The following is a 21,356-nucleotide window of genomic DNA, read 5'->3' as shown; positions in this document are numbered from 1 at the left end:
AAAAGTAAATAAGGAAATCATCTAAGTTTTAATGATGAGTTTAAAAAAAATTGGCATCACAATGAGAATTTCAGATTCTCAATCATATACGGAAAAAAGAGATGCGATAAGCCATGATTGGGGCAAATTTTTAAACAAATTAAATTTGTTACCCATATTCATTCCCAATTCAATTGAAAACATAAATGAATATTTGTCAGAATCAGGAATAGAAGGGATAATAATTTCGGGAGGAGATAATTTAGGTGATGATCTTATCAGAGATCAAACAGAAAAAAAAGTAATTGATTTTGGGATAAAAAACAAAATTCCAATTTTAGGTGTATGTAGAGGAATGCAAGCCATAAATGTATTTTTTGGTGGAAATATTAAAAAGAATAAATCAGTGGATCATGTAAGTAAACGACACAATATCAAATTTATTTCTAATGATGTGCCACATATTACTGATGTCATAGAAGTAAATTCTTTTCATAGAAATCTAATTGAAGAAAATGATTTAGGAAAAGACTTAAAGATATTTGCAAAATGCCAAGATGATGAATCAGTTGAAGGGATAAGACATACAAAACTACCAATCATTGGTGTCATGTGGCATCCTGAAAGAGATATGAATGACTTTCAAATACACTTATTAGATTTTTTAAAAGGGAATGACAAATAAGCCAATAGCAATAATTTTAGCTGCAGGAGAAGGAAGAAGGTTAAGGCCTTTAACTGTACACAAACCAAAATGTTTAGTAAAATTATTTGGAAAATCAATATTAGAATATCAGATAGAGTGTTTCAAAAATTGTGGTATAAATAACATCATTGTAGTTACAGGATATTTAGGTGATAGTATTAGATTTCCAAATATCATATATTTAAAAAATAAAAAATTTCATAAAACAAACATGATGTATTCATTATTTTGTGCTGAACCATTTTTCAAAAATTCAAGTTCCATTATAGTATCATATGGAGATATAATTTTTGAAGAGAGAATTCTAAAAAAGTTATTATCAGTTAAAGAAGATTTTTCAGTTGTAATTGATAAAAATTGGAAAAAGTATTGGAATCTACGATTTGTTGAGCCACTTTCTGATGCAGAGAGCCTAAAAATTAACAAAAACGGGTACATTACAGATATTGGAAAGAAAGTGAAAAACATAGAGGAAATAAATGGGCAATATATTGGTCTAATGAAATTTCAAGGAAAAAGCATTAATAAAATCAGAAAAAAATATGATGCTTTAAAAAAAGCAAGTTTAAACGGTGAAAACATAATGAATCCCAATACAACATTTGAAAAATCGTTTATGACAGATTTCCTAATGTATTTAATTAATTCAGGAGAAAAAATTAAAGCAGTATCAATAAAAAATGGGTGGTTAGAATTAGATTCTATTAATGATTATAAATTATATAATAAAATGTATAAAAATGGAAATATTTCAAGATTTTTTAGAGCTGAGAAATGAAATATAATGTAATTATAGTCTTAATTGATGGAGCAAGATGGGACAGAATAAATAATTCAGAATTCACCAGCGTCCTTAAAAACGGAACTTTATTAGATAATGTAACAACTGCAATTCCATACACCATAGGCTCAGTCAATGCATTATTCTCAGGTAATTATGGAAAAGAAAACGGAATAAACGCATATTACAAGATGTTCAGATTGAAAAACTCAATTAAAATTATGTCAGAATACTTTAAAGAGAATGGGTATTTCACAGCATGTGATCTTTTATCAGATAAAATAATAGCAAATCGGGGATTTGACATTCATCAATCACATGACGAATACAAGGATAATTTGTTTAATAGACATCCAGAGTTTATTGAAGATTGTATAAAACAGGCAAAAGATAAGCCAATATTTTTATTTCTTCATTTTACCAGAATCCATACAATTACTGTTTCAGAAATTTTAAAAAAGTATGAATGGAATGATGAGAGATTTTATAAAAATAAACAAGAAAATTTAAAAAATTATGATTTAGTATTTTCTGAGGCAGGAAAATATGCTACAAAAATTATTGAAAAAATAAATCAACAAAAAATAGAAAAAAATACTTTAATTGTATTTTTCAGTGATCATGGTACTGGCATAGGAGAGAGATTTGGTGAAAGAAATTATGGTTCGTTTACATTTGAAGAAACCATAAGATCATTTTATATTTTCATAGGACCAGAGATTAAGAGTGGTAGAAAGACTAGCAAATTGAGAGAATCAATCGATATCTTACCAACAATACTAGATTATTGTGAGATAGAATATGGAAATCTACCAGGAGATAGTTTTGTAAACTTCTTAAAAGACGATAGTAAAGGAATTAGTGAAAAAAAATATACATTTTCTGAGACTGGTGCTCTACATGGGCCATATCCATCTCCAATGGAACCAAATGTTTTTTGTATAAAATCCCCATCATACAAGCTTATGTATCTCAAAACACCTGATAAATGGGAATTATATAATTTAGAAAATGATCCCAATGAAACAAAAAATTTGTATGGAACAGGAATAAAAATTGAATCAGAATTAAAAAGAGAATTGTTAAAATGGATTAATAGAGATTAAACATAACCTAGTTTTTTGAGTTCCTTTTCTATATTTTTGATTTCATCTTCATCAATCTCCATTTCATTTTTATGAATGGAATTCAAAGATTCTTTTTGTAAAATTTTCTCAAGCTCAAAAACTTTTTCAGGATTTAAAGAAGCAATGTTATTTTCTTCGTCAGGATCACTTGATAAATCGAAAAGAAATACTCTTTTTCCGGCATTATCTATATCTCTGAAATATTTGAAATCTTTTGTTCTAACTCCAATTACATCATTTGATTTAATTTCTACTTGAGGACTACTTTGTATTATCACTGGTAATTCTTTTAATAATTTATTTTCAAAAAGTGGGTATAAGCTCTGACCATCAAATGACACATTAGGATAAGTTATACCGATTATTTCCAACAAAGTAGGAAAAATATCAATACTCCTTGAAAGCTGATCTACAATTTTTGGATTTTTAACTCCATATCCCATAAAAAGTAGTGGCACGTGTATTTTTTCGTCAAAGAGGAAATGATCCGAATCTCCACGTTGTGATAATAACGCTCGTTTTTCTTTTTCTGATAAATCCAGATTTTTGAGTTTTTGTTCTTTAGATTTTTTTCTAATATTTTCCAAAATAAAAAATGATTTTCTTTTTATTGGCTCTAAAGAAGAGGGTATTTTATTAGCAAATTTTGTAATAGTGCGTTGTAATTGACCATTAGGTTCAAAATTAATTTTAATATCAGAATTTTTTATACTTGGAATATAGGCTCCATGATCTGCAGACAGAACAACTGTAGTTGTTTCTAGATTAACATGTTCCAAAATTTTACCAAGTGAGTAATCAATTGAGGAAATCATTCTTTCATATTTGGTAACACCAAATTTTTCCTTATCAAATTTTTGTGGGGGTTTAATTGGAAAATGAATATCATTAATATGAATAAAAAAGATCCAAGGCTCTAGCATCTGACCTGATTTTAATTTTGTAATAATTTTTTCAGCAAGACCTTCGTCTAGATTTAGGAAATTCGGATATGTTTTATCATCATTTGAAAAATTATCTAATAGACCAACTACATAAGCAATTTTTGGAACACATGAATAAGCATGATAACCAGATTCCTGTAATAATTGAAAATGCGTTTTTATATTGCTATTAATTTTATTGAAATTTTTTCCAGTGACTCCTGTTTTAAATGAATGTAAAGAAGTAAATATGCTTGACCAAGATAAAACAGTTCCATCTGATGAACTAAAATTTTTATTAAAATAAACTCCTTTTGATATAAATGAGTCAATATTTGGAGTATCAGATGATTTTTCTTTACCATAAAATTTATCGGCGCGTAATGAATCAACTAGAATTATTAACAAATTTGGACGCATGTAAAACATCCTGATATCTTAGATATAATGTTTAGAGAAATCAATAATTAATTTATTAAGAAATAGAAATAGGTATTGTTATGAAAGGAATATTATTGCATGGTGGTCATGGAACACGCTTAAGACCGTTAACCCACACTGGACCAAAACAGCTTTTACCCATAGCAAACAAACCTATGTCTCAGTACTGCATTGAAAGTATGAAAGATGCTGGAATAAAAGAAATTGTGATAATAATCGGAGGAATTGGTGCTAACAAAGTAAAAGAATACTACGGAGATGGAAATAATTTTGGAGTCAAAATTGAGTATATAGAACAAGATTCTCCTAGAGGTATTGCTCATGCAATAATGCTAGCAAGAAATTTTGTTGGTGAAGAAAAATTTTTAGTATTTTTAGGTGATAATATAATTCAAAAATCAATTCAAGAGTTTGCAAGAGAATTTGAAACTTCTACAAGTGATGCAACACTATTACTTTGTAAAGTAGATAATCCATCAAGATTTGGTATTGCTGAAATAAAAAATAATAAAATTGTGAAAATTATTGAAAAACCAAAAAATCCTCCTTCAGATCTTGCAGTGACTGGAATTTATTTTCTTAATAAGAAAATTTTTGATATGATTGAAAATTTAAAACCTTCATGGAGGAATGAGTTAGAGATTACAGATGCACTACATATGCTACTTGAAAGAGGTAATAGAATTGATTATCATATGATTACTGACTATTGGAAGGATACTGGAACTCCAGAAGATATTATTAATGCAAATAAAGAGATTTTAGAAAAAATGCATACACATATTGAAAAAGATGTTAATGTGGATCAGATAATTAATGATCCAATTATTATTGAAGTTGGAGCAATCATTGAGAATAATGTTAAATTAATAGGTCCAGTATTGATTGGAAAAAAATCAATAATTAAAAGTGGATCAGTGATTGGTCCTAACACAAGTATAGGAGATAATTGTTTGATTGCTAAAGCAAAAATTGAAAATTCAATAATTATGAATGATTGTAAAATTCAAGTTGATATAAAAATAAGAAACAGCATAATAGCATCAAATTCAGAGCTAAGTGTTCATAATGATGAAGCAAAGACATTCTTACTCGGAGAAGGAACAAGAATTTTTCTTTAATAGTCTAAACCCATATTGAAGAGATGTTAATGAAAGAACCACTAATTAGCATAATTATTTTAAATTATAATGCAGGAAAACTATTGGATGATTGCATTAATTCAATTTTTCAACAAGCATACAAGAATATAGAAGTAATAATAGTTGATAATTTATCAACGGATAACAGCCATATTGAATGCAAGAAAAAATTTCCTGATATTATTTTGATTGAAAATAAAAAGAATCTTGGATATTGTGGTGGAAATAATGTGGGAATAAAAGCTGCAAATGGAGAATTTGTGATCATTTTAAATCCAGATACAATAGTTGAAAAAAGATTTGTTTACGAATTACTTAATGCATATGAAAATAAAGGTAGAGGATTATACCAACCAAAAATTTTATCGATAGAGGATAAAAAAATTATTCAAAGTACAGGAAACATGATTCATATTTTTGGGTTTGGATTTGCAAGAGATAAAGGTAAAATGGATTTAGAACAATATACAGAAATTTCTCAAGTAGGTTATGCATCAGGGACTTGTCTGTTTTCTTCCAAAACCATTTTTGAGGAATTAAATTATTTTGACGAATTTCTATTTTTATATCATGATGATCTAGATATTGGCTGGCGAGCAGCACAAAAAGGAATTAAGTCATTTTTTGTACCTAAAGCAGTGATTTTTCATGCTGAAAGTTATTCATTGAAATGGAGTAAAGCTAAATTTTATTGGTTAGAAAGAAATCGTAAGTATTGTCTCTTAACACATTTTTCAAATGATACATTAAAAAAAATGAAAATAAATCTTGTATTGACAGAAATTCTTGTCTGGGTATTTTATTTAGTGAAAGGATATTTACGTGTCAAAATTAATGCTGAAAAGAGTTTACGAGATAATAAAGACTTTATTAAAGGAAAACAAATCGAGATCGAGAAAAATAAAATTGTATCAGACATAGAATTGATTAATTCTTTTCCTGATAAGATTGAGGTTCCAAAAAATGTCTCTGATGGGATTGAAGGAAAAATTTTTTTAAAAATTCTGGAATTTTTAAGCAAGCAACAAAAACAAAAATTTAGAACTTAGATTTTTTCAGAAATAACAACAGCCACAGCATATTCATCTTCATGAGACAATGAGATCTTAAATGAATATTTTTGATTATTTTTAATTTTGACTGTTGGAATTGAATTTTTATGATCAGTAATTATATGAAGTATTGGTATTTTGTCTAAAATAGATTTTTGTACAGCTTCTTTTATTGCAAACTTTCCTGAAAAATGTTGATATGGATTTGAGAATTTTAGACAATATTTGATTTCGGAATTTGTAAAAATTTTTGTATAGAAGTTTTTATTAGAATCATATGGTAAACTGTTAAACATACTAACCTTTACTAAATCGATTCCAATTCCAATTTTATCTATCATAAGTCATTCCAAAACCATAACTCTTGCAATTCCACTTACAAGGACTATTTTATCTTGATTTATGATAGTAGTTGAAATCTCTAGGATTTTGGTACTATTACTTTTTCCAACAACTATGCCTTTAATCGTAATTTTATCATTAACATAACATGGATTTTCAAATTCTAAATTCTGTGAGAGGTATAAGCAGTTTGTTCCTGGCATATGCATCCCAACTAATTGTGAGATAAAAGAACCGAGTAACATTCCATGACATATTTTATTTCCAAATCTTGAATTTTTTGCAAATTGTTCATCTACATGTAGTGGATTATAATCTCCTGAAATTTCTGCAAATTTGTTAATCATATCATTAGTTATTTTTAATTGAAAAGATGCTTCTTGTCCTACCTGGATTTCATTAAATTTGAAAGATTGTGAATTAGTCAAATGATTTTCCGTGATTTTTCAAATGTCGTTTTATATCAGATACATTTTTCACATCCATTATCTCATCAATACTGAATTTTACATCAAATGTGCTTTCTAGTTCATAAAGTAAAACATAGCTTTTGAATGAAGTCCATGAAGAAAGATTTCCAGGACCAGAATCATCATTAATTTGTTGTATAGGAATTCCTAGAATTTTTGAAATTAACGAATAAAGCTTTTCGGACATTATTTTATCTCCTTTTTAACAAAAGTAGGAGAAGTAAATGGTTGCTTAATATCATAAACCCAAGAATCACCAGATTTTATAAAACCACATGCTGGTAGAAAAGATTTAATTGGTTCATTTTTTTCTGTTGGAATGAATTTTGCTTTTAGAATTTCCACATTATTTTTTCGTGCTAAATTTATTATATGTTCCATCATAACTTTTTCAATTTCTCTGCCCATTACTCTACAACTAAGAAGAAATGAATCAATCTCCCATTCCTTTGAGTTAGTCTTTTTTATTATATACACGCCAGTAATTCCACTATCACCAAATTTATCTAATACTTGAGCAGATCCCACTAGCATATTTTGAGATTTACTGAATGCGTCAATTTCCGATTTTTGATATCTTTTAGTAGTTAAATTGAATTGATTAGTTTTTAATGTTAGTTGTGAGATTCTTGGAATTGAATAACTGTCTGCATTCTTTAGAATTACATGTAGATTTAAGGTATTAAGAAAATCATCAAGATTCGAACTATTTTGTTGTAGTTCAATTCTTTTTTGTTGTTGTGAATACATTTCTTTACGCTTAAGATCTTCTTCAGTTATTTCGTAGGAACTAAACTCATTCATGTCTAACAATACTCTACAATAGTCAGATGGATCTGACGGCATTTCTGGGACTTGTACATCTGGAAGTCGATTTCTAACATATTCTCTATTAACTGGATCATCATCAAAAAATACCATACTGTCAAGCCCAATATTCAGTTTTTTAGAAATTTCACGCAAGTTTTCAACTTTATCACCCCAATTGATTACAATACATGAAAAATCTTCTTCTTTTAGAATCATATACGGATGATTTCTGATAACATTTAGAGCATCGTGTACATTATTTCTACTGTTTATGGAAAGAATTATTCCTCTTTCACTCATAGCCTTTAGGTATTTTTGAAATTCCACAAAAGAATTTCCAGGTGGTTGAGGTCCTAAACTAATTCCATCAAATCCATCTTCTCCAACTATTCCTCCCCATAAAGTATCATCTAGATCTAAAACGATACACTTTTTTGAAATCCCTAAAAATGCTATAATAAATGACATCAACATATTTCCAAGATGTGGAATAAAATTTAATGCAATTTTTATATCGCCAAAAAAATAGTTTTGATAATTAAAGACATTCTCTTCACCATATTTAATTACAAAGTCATTCATATTAAAAATAAAAACAGATTCTAGATTACGTATTTTATCTTCTAGTAATTTATTAAATTGTAATATCATTTGATTGTTATTAAACTCAGTTTTTGATTCTGATATAATATGAGAATTTTGAGACATTAGTGGAAGATTTGATAAAATTAATTTTGAATTTGAATTGGTTTTAAAATATGTGACTAAATTTATAAGTTCATTAACTTTATTTGAAATAAAATTATTTTTTTGTTCAAGAGAAAAACGATGAGGAAAATAATATAATTCATCAAAAATAGAACGTACATCTAAAATAAGAAATGTTAATTCTGGATTAAACTTATACAAATTACTTTTATTATTTAATATCTCTTGATTATATTGATTATACGATCCAACGTATGTATTACAAAATACTTTTTTGTAATGACACTTGGTTTTTACTACTTCAGCTAAACCATTAATTGTGAAACTCGACAGAAAAGCAAGTTTAATATTTTTAGAATGATCTTTAGGTTCCAGTTTTTCTGCTATCAGCATATATTCAGATAATGCTTTTTCCATTATATGATTCAAGAGGATAACACAATAAATGTTTCATACTAATTTAGATATTTCTTGAATATTTTTGCATAAGCTTTAAAGATTAATTGGATTTGATAGGTACATATTGAATGATCACAATATTTTCAAAAAAAATGAAGAAGAATTACTAAAATATTATGGATTATCTGGAAATTCAGGTAAACTAAATTTCAAATTAAAAATGTTGAAATCGTGGATTTACCATAAATTAGCATATTCCTCACCGAGATCAAATTTTGTAATAAGTATGCAAAGATCACGAGGAGTTAAGATAGGTGAAAATTGTCATATTTCTCCATATGTCCTAATTGATCTAGTATATCCTAGTTTGGTTGAGATCGGAAATAATGTTACCATAGGTTCAAATGTAATGATTTTTGCTCATGTTAATCCTACAGCCAATTTATTTTTAAAACAAGAAAAATATCCAAGAAAAATTGGAAAAGTCGTCATCAAGGACGGTGCAGTAATTAATCCTGGTTCAGTAATTACTGCAGGTATTACAATAGGGAAAAATTCTATTGTATCAATAAACTGTGCTGTTTTTGAAGACGTTCCTGATTCATGTGTAGTGATGGGTAATCCTGCAAGAATAGTAAAAAAGATTGAATAATATATCAAACTAACCATATCGAGAAGAAATGAACATTATCGGCATTGATTTTGAAGACTGGTTTCATCCTCATTTAATAAAAAAACATCTTACAAATGAAAAAAAAATTCCAAGAATAATTGATGGAATTGATAAAATTCTAGAGTTATTAAGAAAAACTGACACTATTGCAACTTTTTTTGTGGTTGGTGAATTAATTGAATTTAGACCAGAGATATTAGATAAAATTTTAAAAAATGATCATGAAATTGCATTTCATTCAATGTATCATGATAGTTTAACAGAAAGTAATGAAGAAAAATTTAATATTGAAATTGAAAAATTTGCAAAACTTACCGGAAAAAGATCCAAAGGATTTCGAGCTCCTAGCTTTTCACTAAATTATTCGACATCATGGGCAATTAATGTCCTAGAGAAAAACGATTATGAATATGATAGTAGTATTGTGCCTGCAAAAACTTCTATGTATGGAATTACTAATGCACAAAAAGAACCATATAGAATATCTAGTGAGATTATTGAAAAGAATAATCCAAGTGCAAAGATTATAGAATATCCACTAGCTGTAACTAATATCTTAGGAAAAAAAATCCCTTCGTGTGGGGGATTTTATTTAAGAACATTACCAATGAAAGTTTCTAAAGATACGATTAAAAGATATGAAAGCAACAATGTTCCTGCAACGTATTATGTACATTCATGGGAGCTAACTCCAGAATTAATGCCAGATATATCCTTGCCAAAAAAAGATCATTTTATAACATTTCATAATATTAGGAAAACATTTGACAGAATGAATGAAATTCTTCAAAACTTTGAATTTACTTCATTTGAAAAATACCAAAAATCACTATAATTTTATGTCTTTGAAATAATCTAGAGTGTTTTGAATACCTTCTTTTACAGAAATTGATGGTTTCCATCCTAAAGAGCGTAGTTTAGAATTATTAACAACAAAGTTTCCAACATCAACTTTTTTTGTGTAAGTAGGAGCAGGAACATAAGAAATTTTTGAATGTGTTAATTCTTCTAACCACTGTCCTAGCTGATAAAACCATGTCTTCTTACCAGAAGAAATCCAGTATAATTCACCTGACTTTCCTTTTTGAATAATTTTTTCTATTCCATTAATCACATCTGATATGTATACAAGATCTCGAAAAAATTTACCTTTATTGTATATAGTAATATCTTCTCCTTTGTATGCTTTGTAAATTAAATAATTTATGGCATTTTTATTTGGAATAATTTGTTCACGTGGCCCAAATGAGTTTGTAATTCTAAAAATTTTCGAATCAATATTGTAAAGGTTATGATAAATAGTAGTGTAATATTCGCTGGATAATCTATTAACACCATACAATGTAGTTGGATTACAAGGGGTTTTTTCATCCACAGGGATATGTGATGGCTTTCCAATTACAACAAAAGTACTACCTAAAATAAATTTACAATCATGAAGTGAATGTCGTATTATTTCTAAAATATTAAGAGTAGATCTTACATTAGAAGAAAGATCATCAAAAGGATTTTCAAATGATTTAGAATGAGATGTATTTCCAGCTAAATGTATGATTAATTCAGGTTTATTTTTAATTATGGAATGTTCCAGCTTCAAGAAATTTGTTACATTTATTTTCTCAATTGTTATGTCTCTACGAATTTTATGTAAATTATGTGTATGGCTTCTGGTAATTACTGTAATTTCATGGTTTTTGGATAATAGATGCTCAACTAGATGACTTCCCACAAATCCAGCTCCACCTGTAATCAAAATTTTCATTGAATTCACTTTATAATCTTAGAATAAATTCTTCTAATTTATTAATATCTAATTAATTCAATTTGTAATTGCTCACAATTAAAGAGAAGATCTTTATTTTAAATAAATCAAGAAAAATATTCAAAAACTGGATAAATATCATTCCTGTATATTTTAATTTAAATTTTTATAAGTTCACAATTTTTAAAACACATAATGATTTTAAAATTAAGATTAGAAATCATTCAACAGATTTAATGGCATTAATCAATGTCTGGGTAGTTGAAGAATATGATAAGAAATATTTGAAAATAAATTCTAATGATGTTGTTATAGACATTGGAGCTCATATAGGACTTTTTACACTATATGTATCACAGTTTTGTAAGGAGGGTAAAATCTATGCATATGAACCAGTCAAAACAAATTTTGAATTATTGATTGAAAATATCAAAATTAACAGTTTAAAACAAGTAAATGCATATAATTGTGCAGTATTAGATTCAAAGAAAAAAATTCAAATTTTCTTAAATGATGATGATGCAGGTCATAGTATATACACAAAATCACAAAATAGTGTATTAGTAGAATCCACATCATTAAAAAATATTTTTGATGAAAATCAAATTCAATTCTGTAATCTATTAAAAATGGACTGCGAGGGAGCAGAATATGAAATTCTTAAGAATCTTCCTTTAGAATATTTCAAAAAAATCAATAAAATTGTTATGGAATATCATATGTTTAATAAATTTCCTGAAAAATTAGAGGAGATAAAATTGATTTTGGCATCACAGAATTTTAAAATCAAAGTGGATTCAACCACTCCAGATATGGGAATATTATATGCATCAAAAAATAATTAGCCATTTTAAATTTTAAAGTAATTACTTTAACTATAGGTAAAAAATAGGAAGAACATAATGAAAATCGCAATTGCATGTCCTGCTTCTCTACCTGCAACTCAGTTTGGAGGGATCATGTTTTTATCAATACATATTGCAAAAAAACTTTCCAATATAGGTAACCACGTTACAATATACACAACTGATCTTGATTTTGCTAATAACACATCTACATTTAACAAAAAATTACCTGGAAAAGAAAAAATTGGAAATTTTTGGATAAAACGCACTCATGTAGTTTTTTCAAAATTTCTATTTTTTGTCAATCCTAGAATGTATAAACAAATGATGGAAGATGAATTTGATATAATTCACATTATAGGAATTAGAAGCTTCCAAGCTTTAATTGCAGCATTAGTTGCTAAAAAGAAAAGAATCCCTTTAGTAATTTCTGATCAGGGTGGATTAACAACACATCCAGATTTGAAAAATTCTTCAATTCAAAAAAAAATTCTTATCAATTTGCAAAGACCATTAATAAATTATATTATAAAACAAGCAGATACCATAATTGTTCCAAATGAATATGAAAAGAATATATTTTTAGGATTTTGTGACACATCAAAAATCTTAATTGTAAAAAATGGAATTGATTTTGATGATCTTCAAGAATCAAAAATTGATTTTTCTAAAAAATATTATATTGATAAAGAATTCATTTTATTTTTAGGAAGATTTCATAAGGTAAAAGGGATTGATACATTACTAGAAGCAATTAGCTTAATTAAAAATGAACCAATTTTAAATGAAATTAGGTTTGTTATAATGGGGGTGGATTTTGGATTTGAATCCGAAATGGAGAAAATGATCAAAAGATTGGATTTAGAGAAAAAGATCATGGTTATAAAAAAACCACCAAGAGAAGATGTAATCTCTGCATATCATCAATGTAAGTTTCTTGTACTACCGTCAAAATGGGAGTTATCTCCTTTAACCCCACTAGAAGGTTTTGCATGCAGAAAAACAACAATAAGTACTACTGCACACGGAATACCATTTACAATCACACATAATGAAAATTGTATTTTAGTTCCTGCTTCAGATCCAAAGGCGTTAGCAAAATCAATCATAGAGTTATTAGAAAACCCAAATGAATGTAAAAGATTAGGAGAAGCAGGTTATAATATGATTATAAAAGAAGCAAATCTAGAAAGTATGACAAACGAAATTCTTTCTATTTATGAAAAAACCATACAGTTAAAAAATCAGAAGTGATGTGGATTCCCTGATGAAAAAAAGTAAAGATTCTTTTGAAAATAATAAAATCAAAGTACCATTTTTTTTACCATATATTTCAGATAGGGATGTAAAAGAAATTCAAAAGGCATTAAAATCTCCATTGCTTACCGATGGACCAGTGCTTAGAGAATTTGAAAAAAGATTTGCGTTAATGACTGGTTCAAAATATGCAGTAGGTGTATCGAATGGTACATCAGCATTACATTTAGCACTAAAATCAATTGGTATAAAACCCAATGATGAAGTAATTATTCCTGATCTTACATTTGTTGCTACAGCTAGTGCAGTATCGCTATTAGGTGCTACACCAGTATTTGCTGATGTTTTAGAAGATGATATGAATATTTCATCAGATTCTATTTTAAAAAATATTACAAAAAAAACTAGAGCGATCATTCCTGTTCATTTAGCAGGTAAACCATGTAATATGTTTGAGATTAGAAAAATAGCAAAAAAATTTAATCTTACTATAATTGAAGATTGTGCTCATGCTATAGGTAGTAAGTATAGAGATAAACATGTTGGAAATTTTGGAAGTGCTGGCTGTTTCAGCTTTTATCCAACGAAGAACATAACAACCGTTGAAGGTGGTATGATTATTACAAACTCTAAAAAAATTGCTGATTCAATTCGGATATTAAGAAATCATGGTATTACCAAAACACTTGAGGAGAGATACCATAAAGGTAAGCCATGGGAATATGATGTTAAAATCCCAGGATATAATTATAGATTAGATGAAATAAGATCCGCATTAGGAATTAGTCAATTACAAAATCTTCAAAGATTGAATAATTTAAGAAAAAAGGCAGTAACTCATTATAATTTAAATCTAAATAAAATAAAAGGAGTTAAAATTTCTAAATTATCAAAAGGAAATGTAGATTCTTATCATTTGTATATAGTTCAGATTACAAATGAGTACGGAATTTCTAGAGATGAATTATTTAGAAAGTTACTAAAAGAAGGAATTCGAACATCAGTACACTATAAACCAGTTCATAAATTTTCTGCATTTAAAAAAATTGGAAAAACATATGATGAATTAAGAAATTCCAAGTTATTATATGAAAGAATCATTTCATTGCCATTATATCCACAAATTACAAAAGAAGAATTAGATTTTGTGATCAATTGTATTAAAAAGTATGCAGACAAAACCATTTAATTTGTTTTAATTCCAATTCTTGCACCAGATGGAACAATCCGGTGTAAGTATAATTTATCATTCAGATATTCATCAGTGGCCTTTTTTGCTCCAAAATACGATTCATAATCATCAATTATTATCACTCCATTTTGTGAAAGTTTGGGATAGAGATATTCTAGCTCAATTTTTGTAGATTCGTACCAATCAGTATCAAGACGCAATAAAGCAATAGAACCAAGCTCTGTTTTAGGTAGAGTGTCTTCTACTTTTCCTTTGATAAAATGGATTTTTGATTCATCATATTCCAAGCTAAGAACATTATTTTTGACTTCATCTAATGATACTATTGTTTCATCATTTTCAAGATTTGGAACAGTACCAGTTTTTGGTCTATAATCAAATTTTCCTGGGGGTGGCATACCTTCAAAAGTATCAAATAGAAAAATTTCACGATCATTGATTTTGAGTTCATTCAGTGTTTTTATCATAGTCATTATGGAACCACCTTTGTAGACACCACATTCAATAAAACAACCACTCACATCATTTTTTACAATATATTTTACAGAATCTATTAAACTCAAAATGGCATGAATGGGAGTAAAAGTATATGGTTTTACTGAGGATAAAACATCAGATTCAAAGTTTGTTAAATTTGGGTTATAGAATGGTTCAAATTTATATCCAAATTTATTTGCGGATTTTTGAATTATATGCGCTAATGATTCAGGGATTTTCAATTAATTCAAGAATAAATCAATTTAATTAATAGGTAACCATTTGGGAAAAAACAGATAGATTATAGTTAATATTTTATTTTGATTATTAGTATGAAATGGAGCTCTAAATTAGAAAATATTTCTAAAATCGGGATAGCAAATATAGCTGGTAGTGTCATTTCAGTAGGCTTATGGTTTATTATTGCAGGGATGTTACAAACCGAAAAATATGGTGAATTAAGTTATTTGTTATCTATAGGAGGAATTGTTGCCACAGTTTGTTTAATTGGTGGTCCTCAAGCCATAGTAATTTTCTCTGCAAAGAAGATTCAAATTCAAGGTACAATTTATGTGACTTCGTTTATTACAAGCATAATCTCAGCAGTTATTCTTTATGTATTTTTACAAAATCTTGAGATTGGTATATTTGTTATTGGAAGTGTAATTTATAATTTAACTATTGCAGAATTATTAGGTAGAAGAACATATAGTGAGTATTCAAAACTTTTTTTAATCCAAAAAATTCTTCAGTTTGTTTTAGCGATTGGATTATTTTTTATTTTAAATCAAACAGGTGTTATTCTAGGAGTCGCATTATCATTTTTAGTTATGTTAAAATATTTTTTTAAAACAATTAAAGAAAATGGAATTAATTTTACATTACTAAAAGAAAAAATAGTTTTTGTAATGAATATATACTTAAGAGATTTGGGAAGAGCATTAAACGGGAATATTGATAAAATTTTAATTGGTCCCATGTTCGGATTTTCACTTTTGGGAAATTATTATTTAGGATTACAAGTACTTTCTTTGCTTTCTATAGTACCTGGAATTGTTTCAAATTTTGTAATTCCAGAAGAAGCTGCCGGTAATTCAACAAAGAGAATTAAATTATATACTATCTTATTGTCTTTCATATTAGCAATTTTAGGATTTTTTGTTGCACCATTAGTAATACCACATGTATTTCCTCAATATCAAGAATCAGTCACATTGATTCCAATATTGAGTTTAGCAGTAATCCCTTCTACTATTTCATCAATGTTAATTTCTTCATTTTTGAGCCAAGAAAACAGCAAGCCAATAATTATAGGATATGCCATATCAATTCTTGTTCTTGTTTTATCAATAATGATTTTAGGCACAAAATTTGATGTCTTAGGAATAGCTATAGCATATGTTTTAGGTCAAACTTCTTACGCAGTATTTTTAATTTGCATAAAAAAATATGCGATAATCACAAAATAGGAATTTAATGTTTAATTATATGAAAAAATTAGACGGAGAGTGAGTAAAACAATTTTAGATAATAATTCGCAATTTTATAAAAATCCATTTTTTGTTTTAGGGCTAATAATAATTTCTGGAATAGTTCTCAGATTGTTATTTTTTTCAATAAAGATTCCCGTCGTTCTTGATAGTTTTGATTACTATATGTTTGCAATGGACATAAAATTCACCCATGAAATTCCAAATTACTCACCATCAAAAGCAGGGTGGCCATTTTTCTTATCCGGTCTATTTAGTATCATTCCTTTCAATGAGACATACACATTCATGGAAATACAAAAACTAACAAGTGTAGTTTTTTCTTCAATTACTGCAATACCAATATTTTACTTATCTAAATTATTTTTTCCAAAAAAATATGGAATACTTGCTGCAATAATTTTCGTTTTTGATCCAAGAGTAGTAAGTAATTCAAGTTTAGGTTCAACAGACCCCATGTTTGTATTTTTAATAGCAACAAGTTTAGCACTATTTTTGAGAAAAAATATTTTTCTTTCTTATATTGCATTTTTTACTGCTGGAATGGCATCGTCAGTTAGACCAGAGGGATTATTCCTATTTTTTACGCTAACCATATTGTATTTCATAAAACATAGAAAAAATCATTCTGAATTATTTAAATATGGATTTTGTTTGTTAATATTTTTAGTAACAATTTATCCATTTATGAATTATCAACAAAATATCCATGGTAATGATTTACTTTTTAACAGGTTAGAAAATACTGTTGCATATCATATACAAGATCCTAAAATGACTGAAAATAATTCAGGTATTCCATTTTTGATAAAAGGTCTTGAAAACTTTCCAAAGTATTTAGGATGGATATTAATACCAAATTTTATTATTTTTGCACCAGTTGGATTTATTCTATCCTTTAAAAAACTGGATTTCAATAAATTTTCTCTATTTTTAACTGGAATAATCCTGTCTACTCCAATTTTTTATTCCTATGCAATACCGCTACAAGATACCAGATACTTACTTCCTCTATATCCATTACTTTCAATATGGACTATATTTTTAGTAAAGAAATTTGATAAATTTTCAAAAATTCATTTAGTAATTCCATTGTGTGTTATTATTATATTATCAACAATCTTTATTTTAATAAAATATGATTCTGAATATGAACTAGAAGTATTGGAAATCACCAAAGAATTAAACAAATCTCCTAAAATTTTGAATGACTTCTATCCTAATAGCAATTTGTTAGAATCTTCGGATTTACCAAATAATGTAGAAGAGTTTAAGAGGGATTTCTTGATTCAAAGGGAAGAAGGAAAATCCATAAGAACTAGTCTAGAACATAAAATCAAGATAATTCCAAACATTGACTACGAGTCTATTGAACAGTTAATGACGTATGCAAAACAGAATAATTTAACACATTTAGTAATAGAGAAAGATAGTCAAAATAGCATTTTTAATATGATTTATCAAAATGAATCTGACTATTCATTTCTTGAAAAAATCAATAATGAAAATAATTTAAAAAAATACAAAGTAAAGATTTTTGAGATTAACTATAATAGATATGAGAGTTCATATAATATTAGAAATTAAGAGAAATCATGAAATTATTAGTAACCGGTGGGCTAGGATTCATAGGTAGTAATTTTATACTGCATGTTTTGAAAAATTTCAATCACCAAGTTGTGAACGTAGATGATGAGCTTACTGGTTCTAATCATAAAAATCTAACAGAAATACAAAATAGCAAAAATTATGAATTTGTAAAAGGAAATATCACAGACAGTAAACTAATGGATACTCTGATTAAAGATTGTGATGCAGTTATTAATTTTGCAGCTGAATCACATGTAGACAGAAGTATCGATAACGCAAAACCATTCATTGATTCTAATATCTATGGAGTTTTTACAATTTTGGAAAAAATAAAACTGTATCAAAAACGACTTGTGCATATTTCAACAGATGAGGTTTTTGGTAGTCTAGAAGTAGGTAGTGCTAGTGAGATGTTTAGATTTAATCCATCTAGTCCATATTCTGCAAGCAAGGCTTCTGCAGAACTACTTGTTAATTCGTATGTTGTAACCTATGGGATAGATGCTGTTATTACAAGATGTACAAATAATTATGGCCCTCACCAATTTTTTGAAAAATTAATACCAAAAACAATTATGCTTGCTCATTACAATAAAAAAATACCGATACAGAATCAAGGCAAAGGAATTAGAGATTGGATCTTTGTAGATGATCATTGCAAAGCAATTATGAGAGTTTTAGAGGATGGTAAATCTGGAGAATCATATAATATTTCATCGGCAAATGAAATTGATGCATTAACTGTAGTGAAAAAAATCTTGAAGATAATGAACAAGCCGGAAGATCTTTATGAATATGTACAAGATCGACCTGGGCATGATTATAGATATAGTATGGATTCATCAAAGATCAGAACTCAGCTTGGATGGTTACCAACAATTGATTTTGAGAGCGGTATTAGACAAACAATTGATTGGTATCTACATAACAAAAATTGAATTAAGCATTGAATTCACAAATTCAACAAACCTGTTTAGAGTAATTTTTCCATTAAATCCACTAATGAATTCAAAGCTACATCATTATTTAGATAGTTTAATGCATATTCTTTTCCGGCATTAGCAATTTTTTCCCATTTTGGATTATCTGTATCTTTTAGATATTGTTCAAATTTTTCTTTGTAATTGTCTTCATTTATGAATATTGCAGTTTCACCATCAACAAAACCAAGATATTCGCCATGATTTTTTTCTGTAACTTCCATAAAAGTTAGACATCCTGCAGCAGGAATCTCCCAATACTTTGTAGTATAACTTGTCGTCATCGCAGCTATGGCGGCAGTATATTTTTGTAAAAGTAATGGATATTTGTCTCCAGTATATGCATGTTGAATAGTTGATGTATAGTCAACATATGATAAATCATTACATTTAGCTCGAAGATTATAATGCATTCTAGGATCTAAAGTTTTTTTTCTAAATTTATAAATAAGTTTAGAGGATATTTTCTTGCTTGCCACTGCACCTGAATTTAGAATTCTGTTTCTGATTCTGCTGTTGTATGGTTGAAGATGCTTGTATAACAATGGTTCTAGTCCATATAGCACAACACCATATGCAAAATCCTTGGGATAATACTCATAGAATAGATCTGGGTGATGGAATCCAAAATAGGCATCTATTTTATTTTTTTTGTGTATTTTCATTATATTTTTCTGATCTGCATTCCACGGATCACCAGCTCTTGTAATCACTGGTATGTCTAGATCTTCCATATTTGAGATTTCATCTGGCATACATCCAGGACCAAAATTACTATTCTCAAAAAGCAAAATGATGTCAAATTTGTCTTTTAATGAACTTGCATCATAATTTTCATTAGTAGCAATGTCGGTTACTTTAATTCTTGTATTACGCTTTAATGCTTTCATAAAAAAATTATATGAGAGAGTATGATAGTTAGTGCTAGTAAGCGTAGGACATGGTTTATAAACAAATGCAACGTTAATTCTTTCTTTTTTACTTTCCATTATGAGTTATAGGGTTATGGCGCAATATAACATATTTCTCCAAATTGTTTAATTATTCATGAAATTAATTTAATTTAATGATTGATTGGAAAATCCCACTTTTTAAAATGCATTATGATGAAAATGATGAGAGTAATGTGCTATCTGTGTTAAGAAGAGGAATGTATTGGGGACTTTCATCTGAGATTACAAAATTAGAGCAGGATTTTTGTGACAAAACTGGAATGAAATATTGTGTTTCGTTTAATTCGGCAACTTCTGCCTTGCATGCAATTATGATCATCAATGGATTCAAAAAAGGTGATGAAATTATCACACCATCATTTACTTTTATTGCAACATCAAATTCAATACAATATGTAGGTGCAACTCCAATTTTTGCAGATATTGAAGAAGAGACTTTTGGGTTAGATCCACTTGATGTTGAAGCCAGAATAACAAATAAAACAAAAGCGATAATCCCTGTTCATTATGCAGGAAATATTTGTAAAATTAACGAATTACAAAAAATAGCAACGAAGAATAATCTTGTATTAATTGAAGATGCGGCAACTGCCTTGGGTTCTAAATTTAAAGGGAAAAATGGAGGTTCGTTTGGAGACTTTTCCATCATTAGCATGGCTTGGAATAAAGTTATAACATCAGGTGAAGGTGGAGTTGCTTTTACAAATTCTAAGAGAGATTATGAAAAACTGATTCGTATTCGTTCTCACGGTAGAATTGATAAAGAAAACTACTTCATATCATCAGCCTCTCCAGATTATGTTTCGCTTGGATACAATTGGAGAATGTCTTCAATAAATGCTGCCTTAGGTCTTTCTCAGCTAGCAAAATTAGAAAAACTAATTGAATTAAGAAATAATAATGCAAATTATTTGTCGGAATTATTAACAAAAATAGAGCACATCGAAACTCCCAAAATCCCAGCAGATAGAAAAAGTAATTTTATGTTATATCCAATAAGAATAAAAAATGGCAAGAAAACAAGAGATAAACTTCGAGATTTTATGAATAGAAAAAAGATTCAGACAAAAGTGATTTACGAACCAATACACTTAACAACATTCTACAAGAAGAGATTCGGATATAAAAAAGGGATTTTAAAAACTACAGAGAAAGTAAGCGATCAAATTTTATGTTTACCAATGTATCCTAACTTAAAAAAAGAAGAAATAGTATTAATTGCAGACTCCATACGCGAATTTTTTGAAAGATGAAATT

General features: G+C 27.9%; 22 protein-coding genes. 14 read left to right on the top strand and 8 right to left on the bottom strand.

Annotated elements, in window-relative coordinates:
• Positions 1-34: 34 nt before the first annotated feature.
• The 3 genes from K5782_RS02695 to K5782_RS02685 are packed head-to-tail and all read left to right on the top strand — an operon-like array spanning position 35 to position 2,572.
• On the top strand, positions 35-664 hold the full coding sequence (locus K5782_RS02695) for a gamma-glutamyl-gamma-aminobutyrate hydrolase family protein (protein WP_297463861.1): 630 nt from the start codon (positions 35-37) through the stop codon (positions 662-664).
• Positions 654-1,463 (top strand): phosphocholine cytidylyltransferase family protein, encoded by an 810-nt coding sequence (locus tag K5782_RS02690; RefSeq protein ID WP_297463859.1) that lies wholly within the window; start codon positions 654-656, stop codon positions 1,461-1,463. The genes K5782_RS02695 and K5782_RS02690 overlap by 11 nt, the downstream gene beginning before the upstream one ends.
• Complete coding sequence (locus K5782_RS02685) at positions 1,460-2,572, top strand: sulfatase-like hydrolase/transferase (protein WP_297463856.1); 1,113 nt, start codon at positions 1,460-1,462, stop codon at positions 2,570-2,572. Before K5782_RS02690 ends, K5782_RS02685 begins: the two co-directional genes overlap by 4 nt.
• On the opposite strand, the gene K5782_RS02680 is transcribed toward K5782_RS02685, so the two are convergent.
• Positions 2,569-3,936 carry a sulfatase-like hydrolase/transferase gene (locus K5782_RS02680; RefSeq protein WP_297463854.1) on the bottom strand — a complete coding sequence of 456 codons (1,368 nt, stop codon included), beginning with the start codon at positions 3,934-3,936 and terminating at the stop codon, positions 2,569-2,571. The two genes, K5782_RS02685 and K5782_RS02680, sit on opposite strands and share 4 nt — an antisense overlap.
• An 80-nt stretch (positions 3,937-4,016) precedes the next feature.
• On the opposite strand from K5782_RS02680, the gene K5782_RS02675 reads away from it, so the two are divergent.
• A complete protein-coding gene (locus K5782_RS02675) occupies positions 4,017-5,078 on the top strand; it encodes a glucose-1-phosphate thymidylyltransferase (RefSeq protein WP_297463853.1) in 1,062 nt (353 codons plus the stop codon).
• Between the two features lie 29 nt (positions 5,079-5,107).
• A complete protein-coding gene (locus K5782_RS02670; RefSeq protein WP_297463852.1) occupies positions 5,108-6,148 on the top strand; it encodes a glycosyltransferase family 2 protein in 1,041 nt (346 codons plus the stop codon).
• Here K5782_RS02670 and K5782_RS02665 read toward each other — a convergent pair.
• The 4 genes from K5782_RS02665 to K5782_RS02650 are packed head-to-tail and all read right to left on the bottom strand — an operon-like array spanning position 6,145 to position 8,898.
• On the bottom strand, positions 6,145-6,492 hold the full coding sequence (locus K5782_RS02665) for a 4'-phosphopantetheinyl transferase superfamily protein (RefSeq protein ID WP_297463850.1): 348 nt from the start codon (positions 6,490-6,492) through the stop codon (positions 6,145-6,147). The two genes, K5782_RS02670 and K5782_RS02665, sit on opposite strands and share 4 nt — an antisense overlap.
• A 3-nt stretch (positions 6,493-6,495) precedes the next feature.
• Entirely contained in the window at positions 6,496-6,921 is a 426-nt protein-coding gene (locus K5782_RS02660; RefSeq protein WP_297463848.1) for a MaoC family dehydratase, read from the bottom strand.
• Positions 6,914-7,150 carry an acyl carrier protein gene (locus K5782_RS02655; RefSeq protein ID WP_297463846.1) on the bottom strand — a complete coding sequence of 79 codons (237 nt, stop codon included), beginning with the start codon at positions 7,148-7,150 and terminating at the stop codon, positions 6,914-6,916. Before K5782_RS02655 ends, K5782_RS02660 begins: the two co-directional genes overlap by 8 nt.
• Positions 7,150-8,898 (bottom strand): HAD-IIIC family phosphatase, encoded by a 1,749-nt coding sequence (locus tag K5782_RS02650; protein WP_297463844.1) that lies wholly within the window; start codon positions 8,896-8,898, stop codon positions 7,150-7,152. Before K5782_RS02650 ends, K5782_RS02655 begins: the two co-directional genes overlap by 1 nt.
• Before the next feature lie 106 nt (positions 8,899-9,004).
• Here K5782_RS02650 and K5782_RS02645 point away from each other — a divergent pair, with 106 nt between their 5' ends.
• Positions 9,005-9,532 carry an acyltransferase gene (locus tag K5782_RS02645; protein WP_297463842.1) on the top strand — a complete coding sequence of 176 codons (528 nt, stop codon included), beginning with the start codon at positions 9,005-9,007 and terminating at the stop codon, positions 9,530-9,532.
• Positions 9,533-9,560: 28 nt separating this feature from the next.
• Positions 9,561-10,388 carry a polysaccharide deacetylase family protein gene (locus tag K5782_RS02640; RefSeq protein WP_297463840.1) on the top strand — a complete coding sequence of 276 codons (828 nt, stop codon included), beginning with the start codon at positions 9,561-9,563 and terminating at the stop codon, positions 10,386-10,388.
• Here K5782_RS02640 and K5782_RS02635 read toward each other — a convergent pair.
• A complete protein-coding gene (locus K5782_RS02635; RefSeq protein WP_297463838.1) occupies positions 10,383-11,315 on the bottom strand; it encodes an NAD-dependent epimerase/dehydratase family protein in 933 nt (310 codons plus the stop codon). The genes K5782_RS02640 and K5782_RS02635 overlap by 6 nt on opposite strands.
• A gap of 236 nt (positions 11,316-11,551) precedes the next feature.
• Between K5782_RS02635 and K5782_RS02630 the strand changes: the two genes are divergently transcribed.
• Genes K5782_RS02630 through K5782_RS02620 form a run of 3 tightly spaced genes read left to right on the top strand, consistent with a single transcriptional unit; the run spans position 11,552 to position 14,606 of the window.
• Positions 11,552-12,160 (top strand): FkbM family methyltransferase, encoded by a 609-nt coding sequence (locus K5782_RS02630; protein ID WP_297463836.1) that lies wholly within the window; start codon positions 11,552-11,554, stop codon positions 12,158-12,160.
• A gap of 57 nt (positions 12,161-12,217) precedes the next feature.
• Positions 12,218-13,414, top strand: coding sequence for a glycosyltransferase family 4 protein (locus tag K5782_RS02625; protein WP_297463834.1), 1,197 nt, complete (start codon positions 12,218-12,220; stop codon positions 13,412-13,414).
• Between the two features lie 13 nt (positions 13,415-13,427).
• Complete coding sequence (locus K5782_RS02620; protein ID WP_297463832.1) at positions 13,428-14,606, top strand: DegT/DnrJ/EryC1/StrS family aminotransferase; 1,179 nt, start codon at positions 13,428-13,430, stop codon at positions 14,604-14,606.
• Here K5782_RS02620 and K5782_RS02615 read toward each other — a convergent pair.
• Positions 14,603-15,328, bottom strand: a complete 726-nt coding sequence (locus tag K5782_RS02615; protein WP_297463830.1) for a TylF/MycF/NovP-related O-methyltransferase — start codon at positions 15,326-15,328, stop codon at positions 14,603-14,605. The two genes, K5782_RS02620 and K5782_RS02615, sit on opposite strands and share 4 nt — an antisense overlap.
• A 90-nt stretch (positions 15,329-15,418) precedes the next feature.
• Here K5782_RS02615 and K5782_RS02610 point away from each other — a divergent pair, with 90 nt between their 5' ends.
• From K5782_RS02610 to rfbB, 3 genes are read left to right on the top strand one after another with little or no spacing between them, the layout of a single operon-like run.
• Positions 15,419-16,555: a hypothetical protein gene (locus K5782_RS02610; protein ID WP_297463828.1), complete on the top strand. Its 1,137-nt coding sequence runs from the start codon at positions 15,419-15,421 to the stop codon at positions 16,553-16,555.
• 39 nt (positions 16,556-16,594) lie between these two features.
• On the top strand, positions 16,595-18,163 hold the full coding sequence (locus K5782_RS02605) for a phospholipid carrier-dependent glycosyltransferase (RefSeq protein WP_297463827.1): 1,569 nt from the start codon (positions 16,595-16,597) through the stop codon (positions 18,161-18,163).
• Between the two features lie 8 nt (positions 18,164-18,171).
• Positions 18,172-19,104, top strand: a complete 933-nt coding sequence (gene rfbB, locus K5782_RS02600) for a dTDP-glucose 4,6-dehydratase (protein ID WP_297463825.1) — start codon at positions 18,172-18,174, stop codon at positions 19,102-19,104.
• A 35-nt stretch (positions 19,105-19,139) separates the two neighbouring features.
• On the opposite strand, the gene K5782_RS02595 is transcribed toward rfbB, so the two are convergent.
• Positions 19,140-20,135 (bottom strand): glycosyltransferase, encoded by a 996-nt coding sequence (locus K5782_RS02595; protein WP_297463824.1) that lies wholly within the window; start codon positions 20,133-20,135, stop codon positions 19,140-19,142.
• Between the two features lie 77 nt (positions 20,136-20,212).
• On the opposite strand from K5782_RS02595, the gene K5782_RS02590 reads away from it, so the two are divergent.
• Complete coding sequence (locus K5782_RS02590; protein ID WP_297463822.1) at positions 20,213-21,352, top strand: DegT/DnrJ/EryC1/StrS family aminotransferase; 1,140 nt, start codon at positions 20,213-20,215, stop codon at positions 21,350-21,352.
• Positions 21,353-21,356 lie beyond the last annotated feature (4 nt).

Origin of the sequence: Nitrosarchaeum sp. (assembly GCF_025699065.1) — an archaeon.
In the GTDB taxonomy this organism is placed as follows: domain Archaea; phylum Thermoproteota; class Nitrososphaeria; order Nitrososphaerales; family Nitrosopumilaceae; genus Nitrosarchaeum.
Note: the sequence above shows the minus strand (reverse complement) of the source record. Positions and strands in the feature narration are given on the sequence as shown.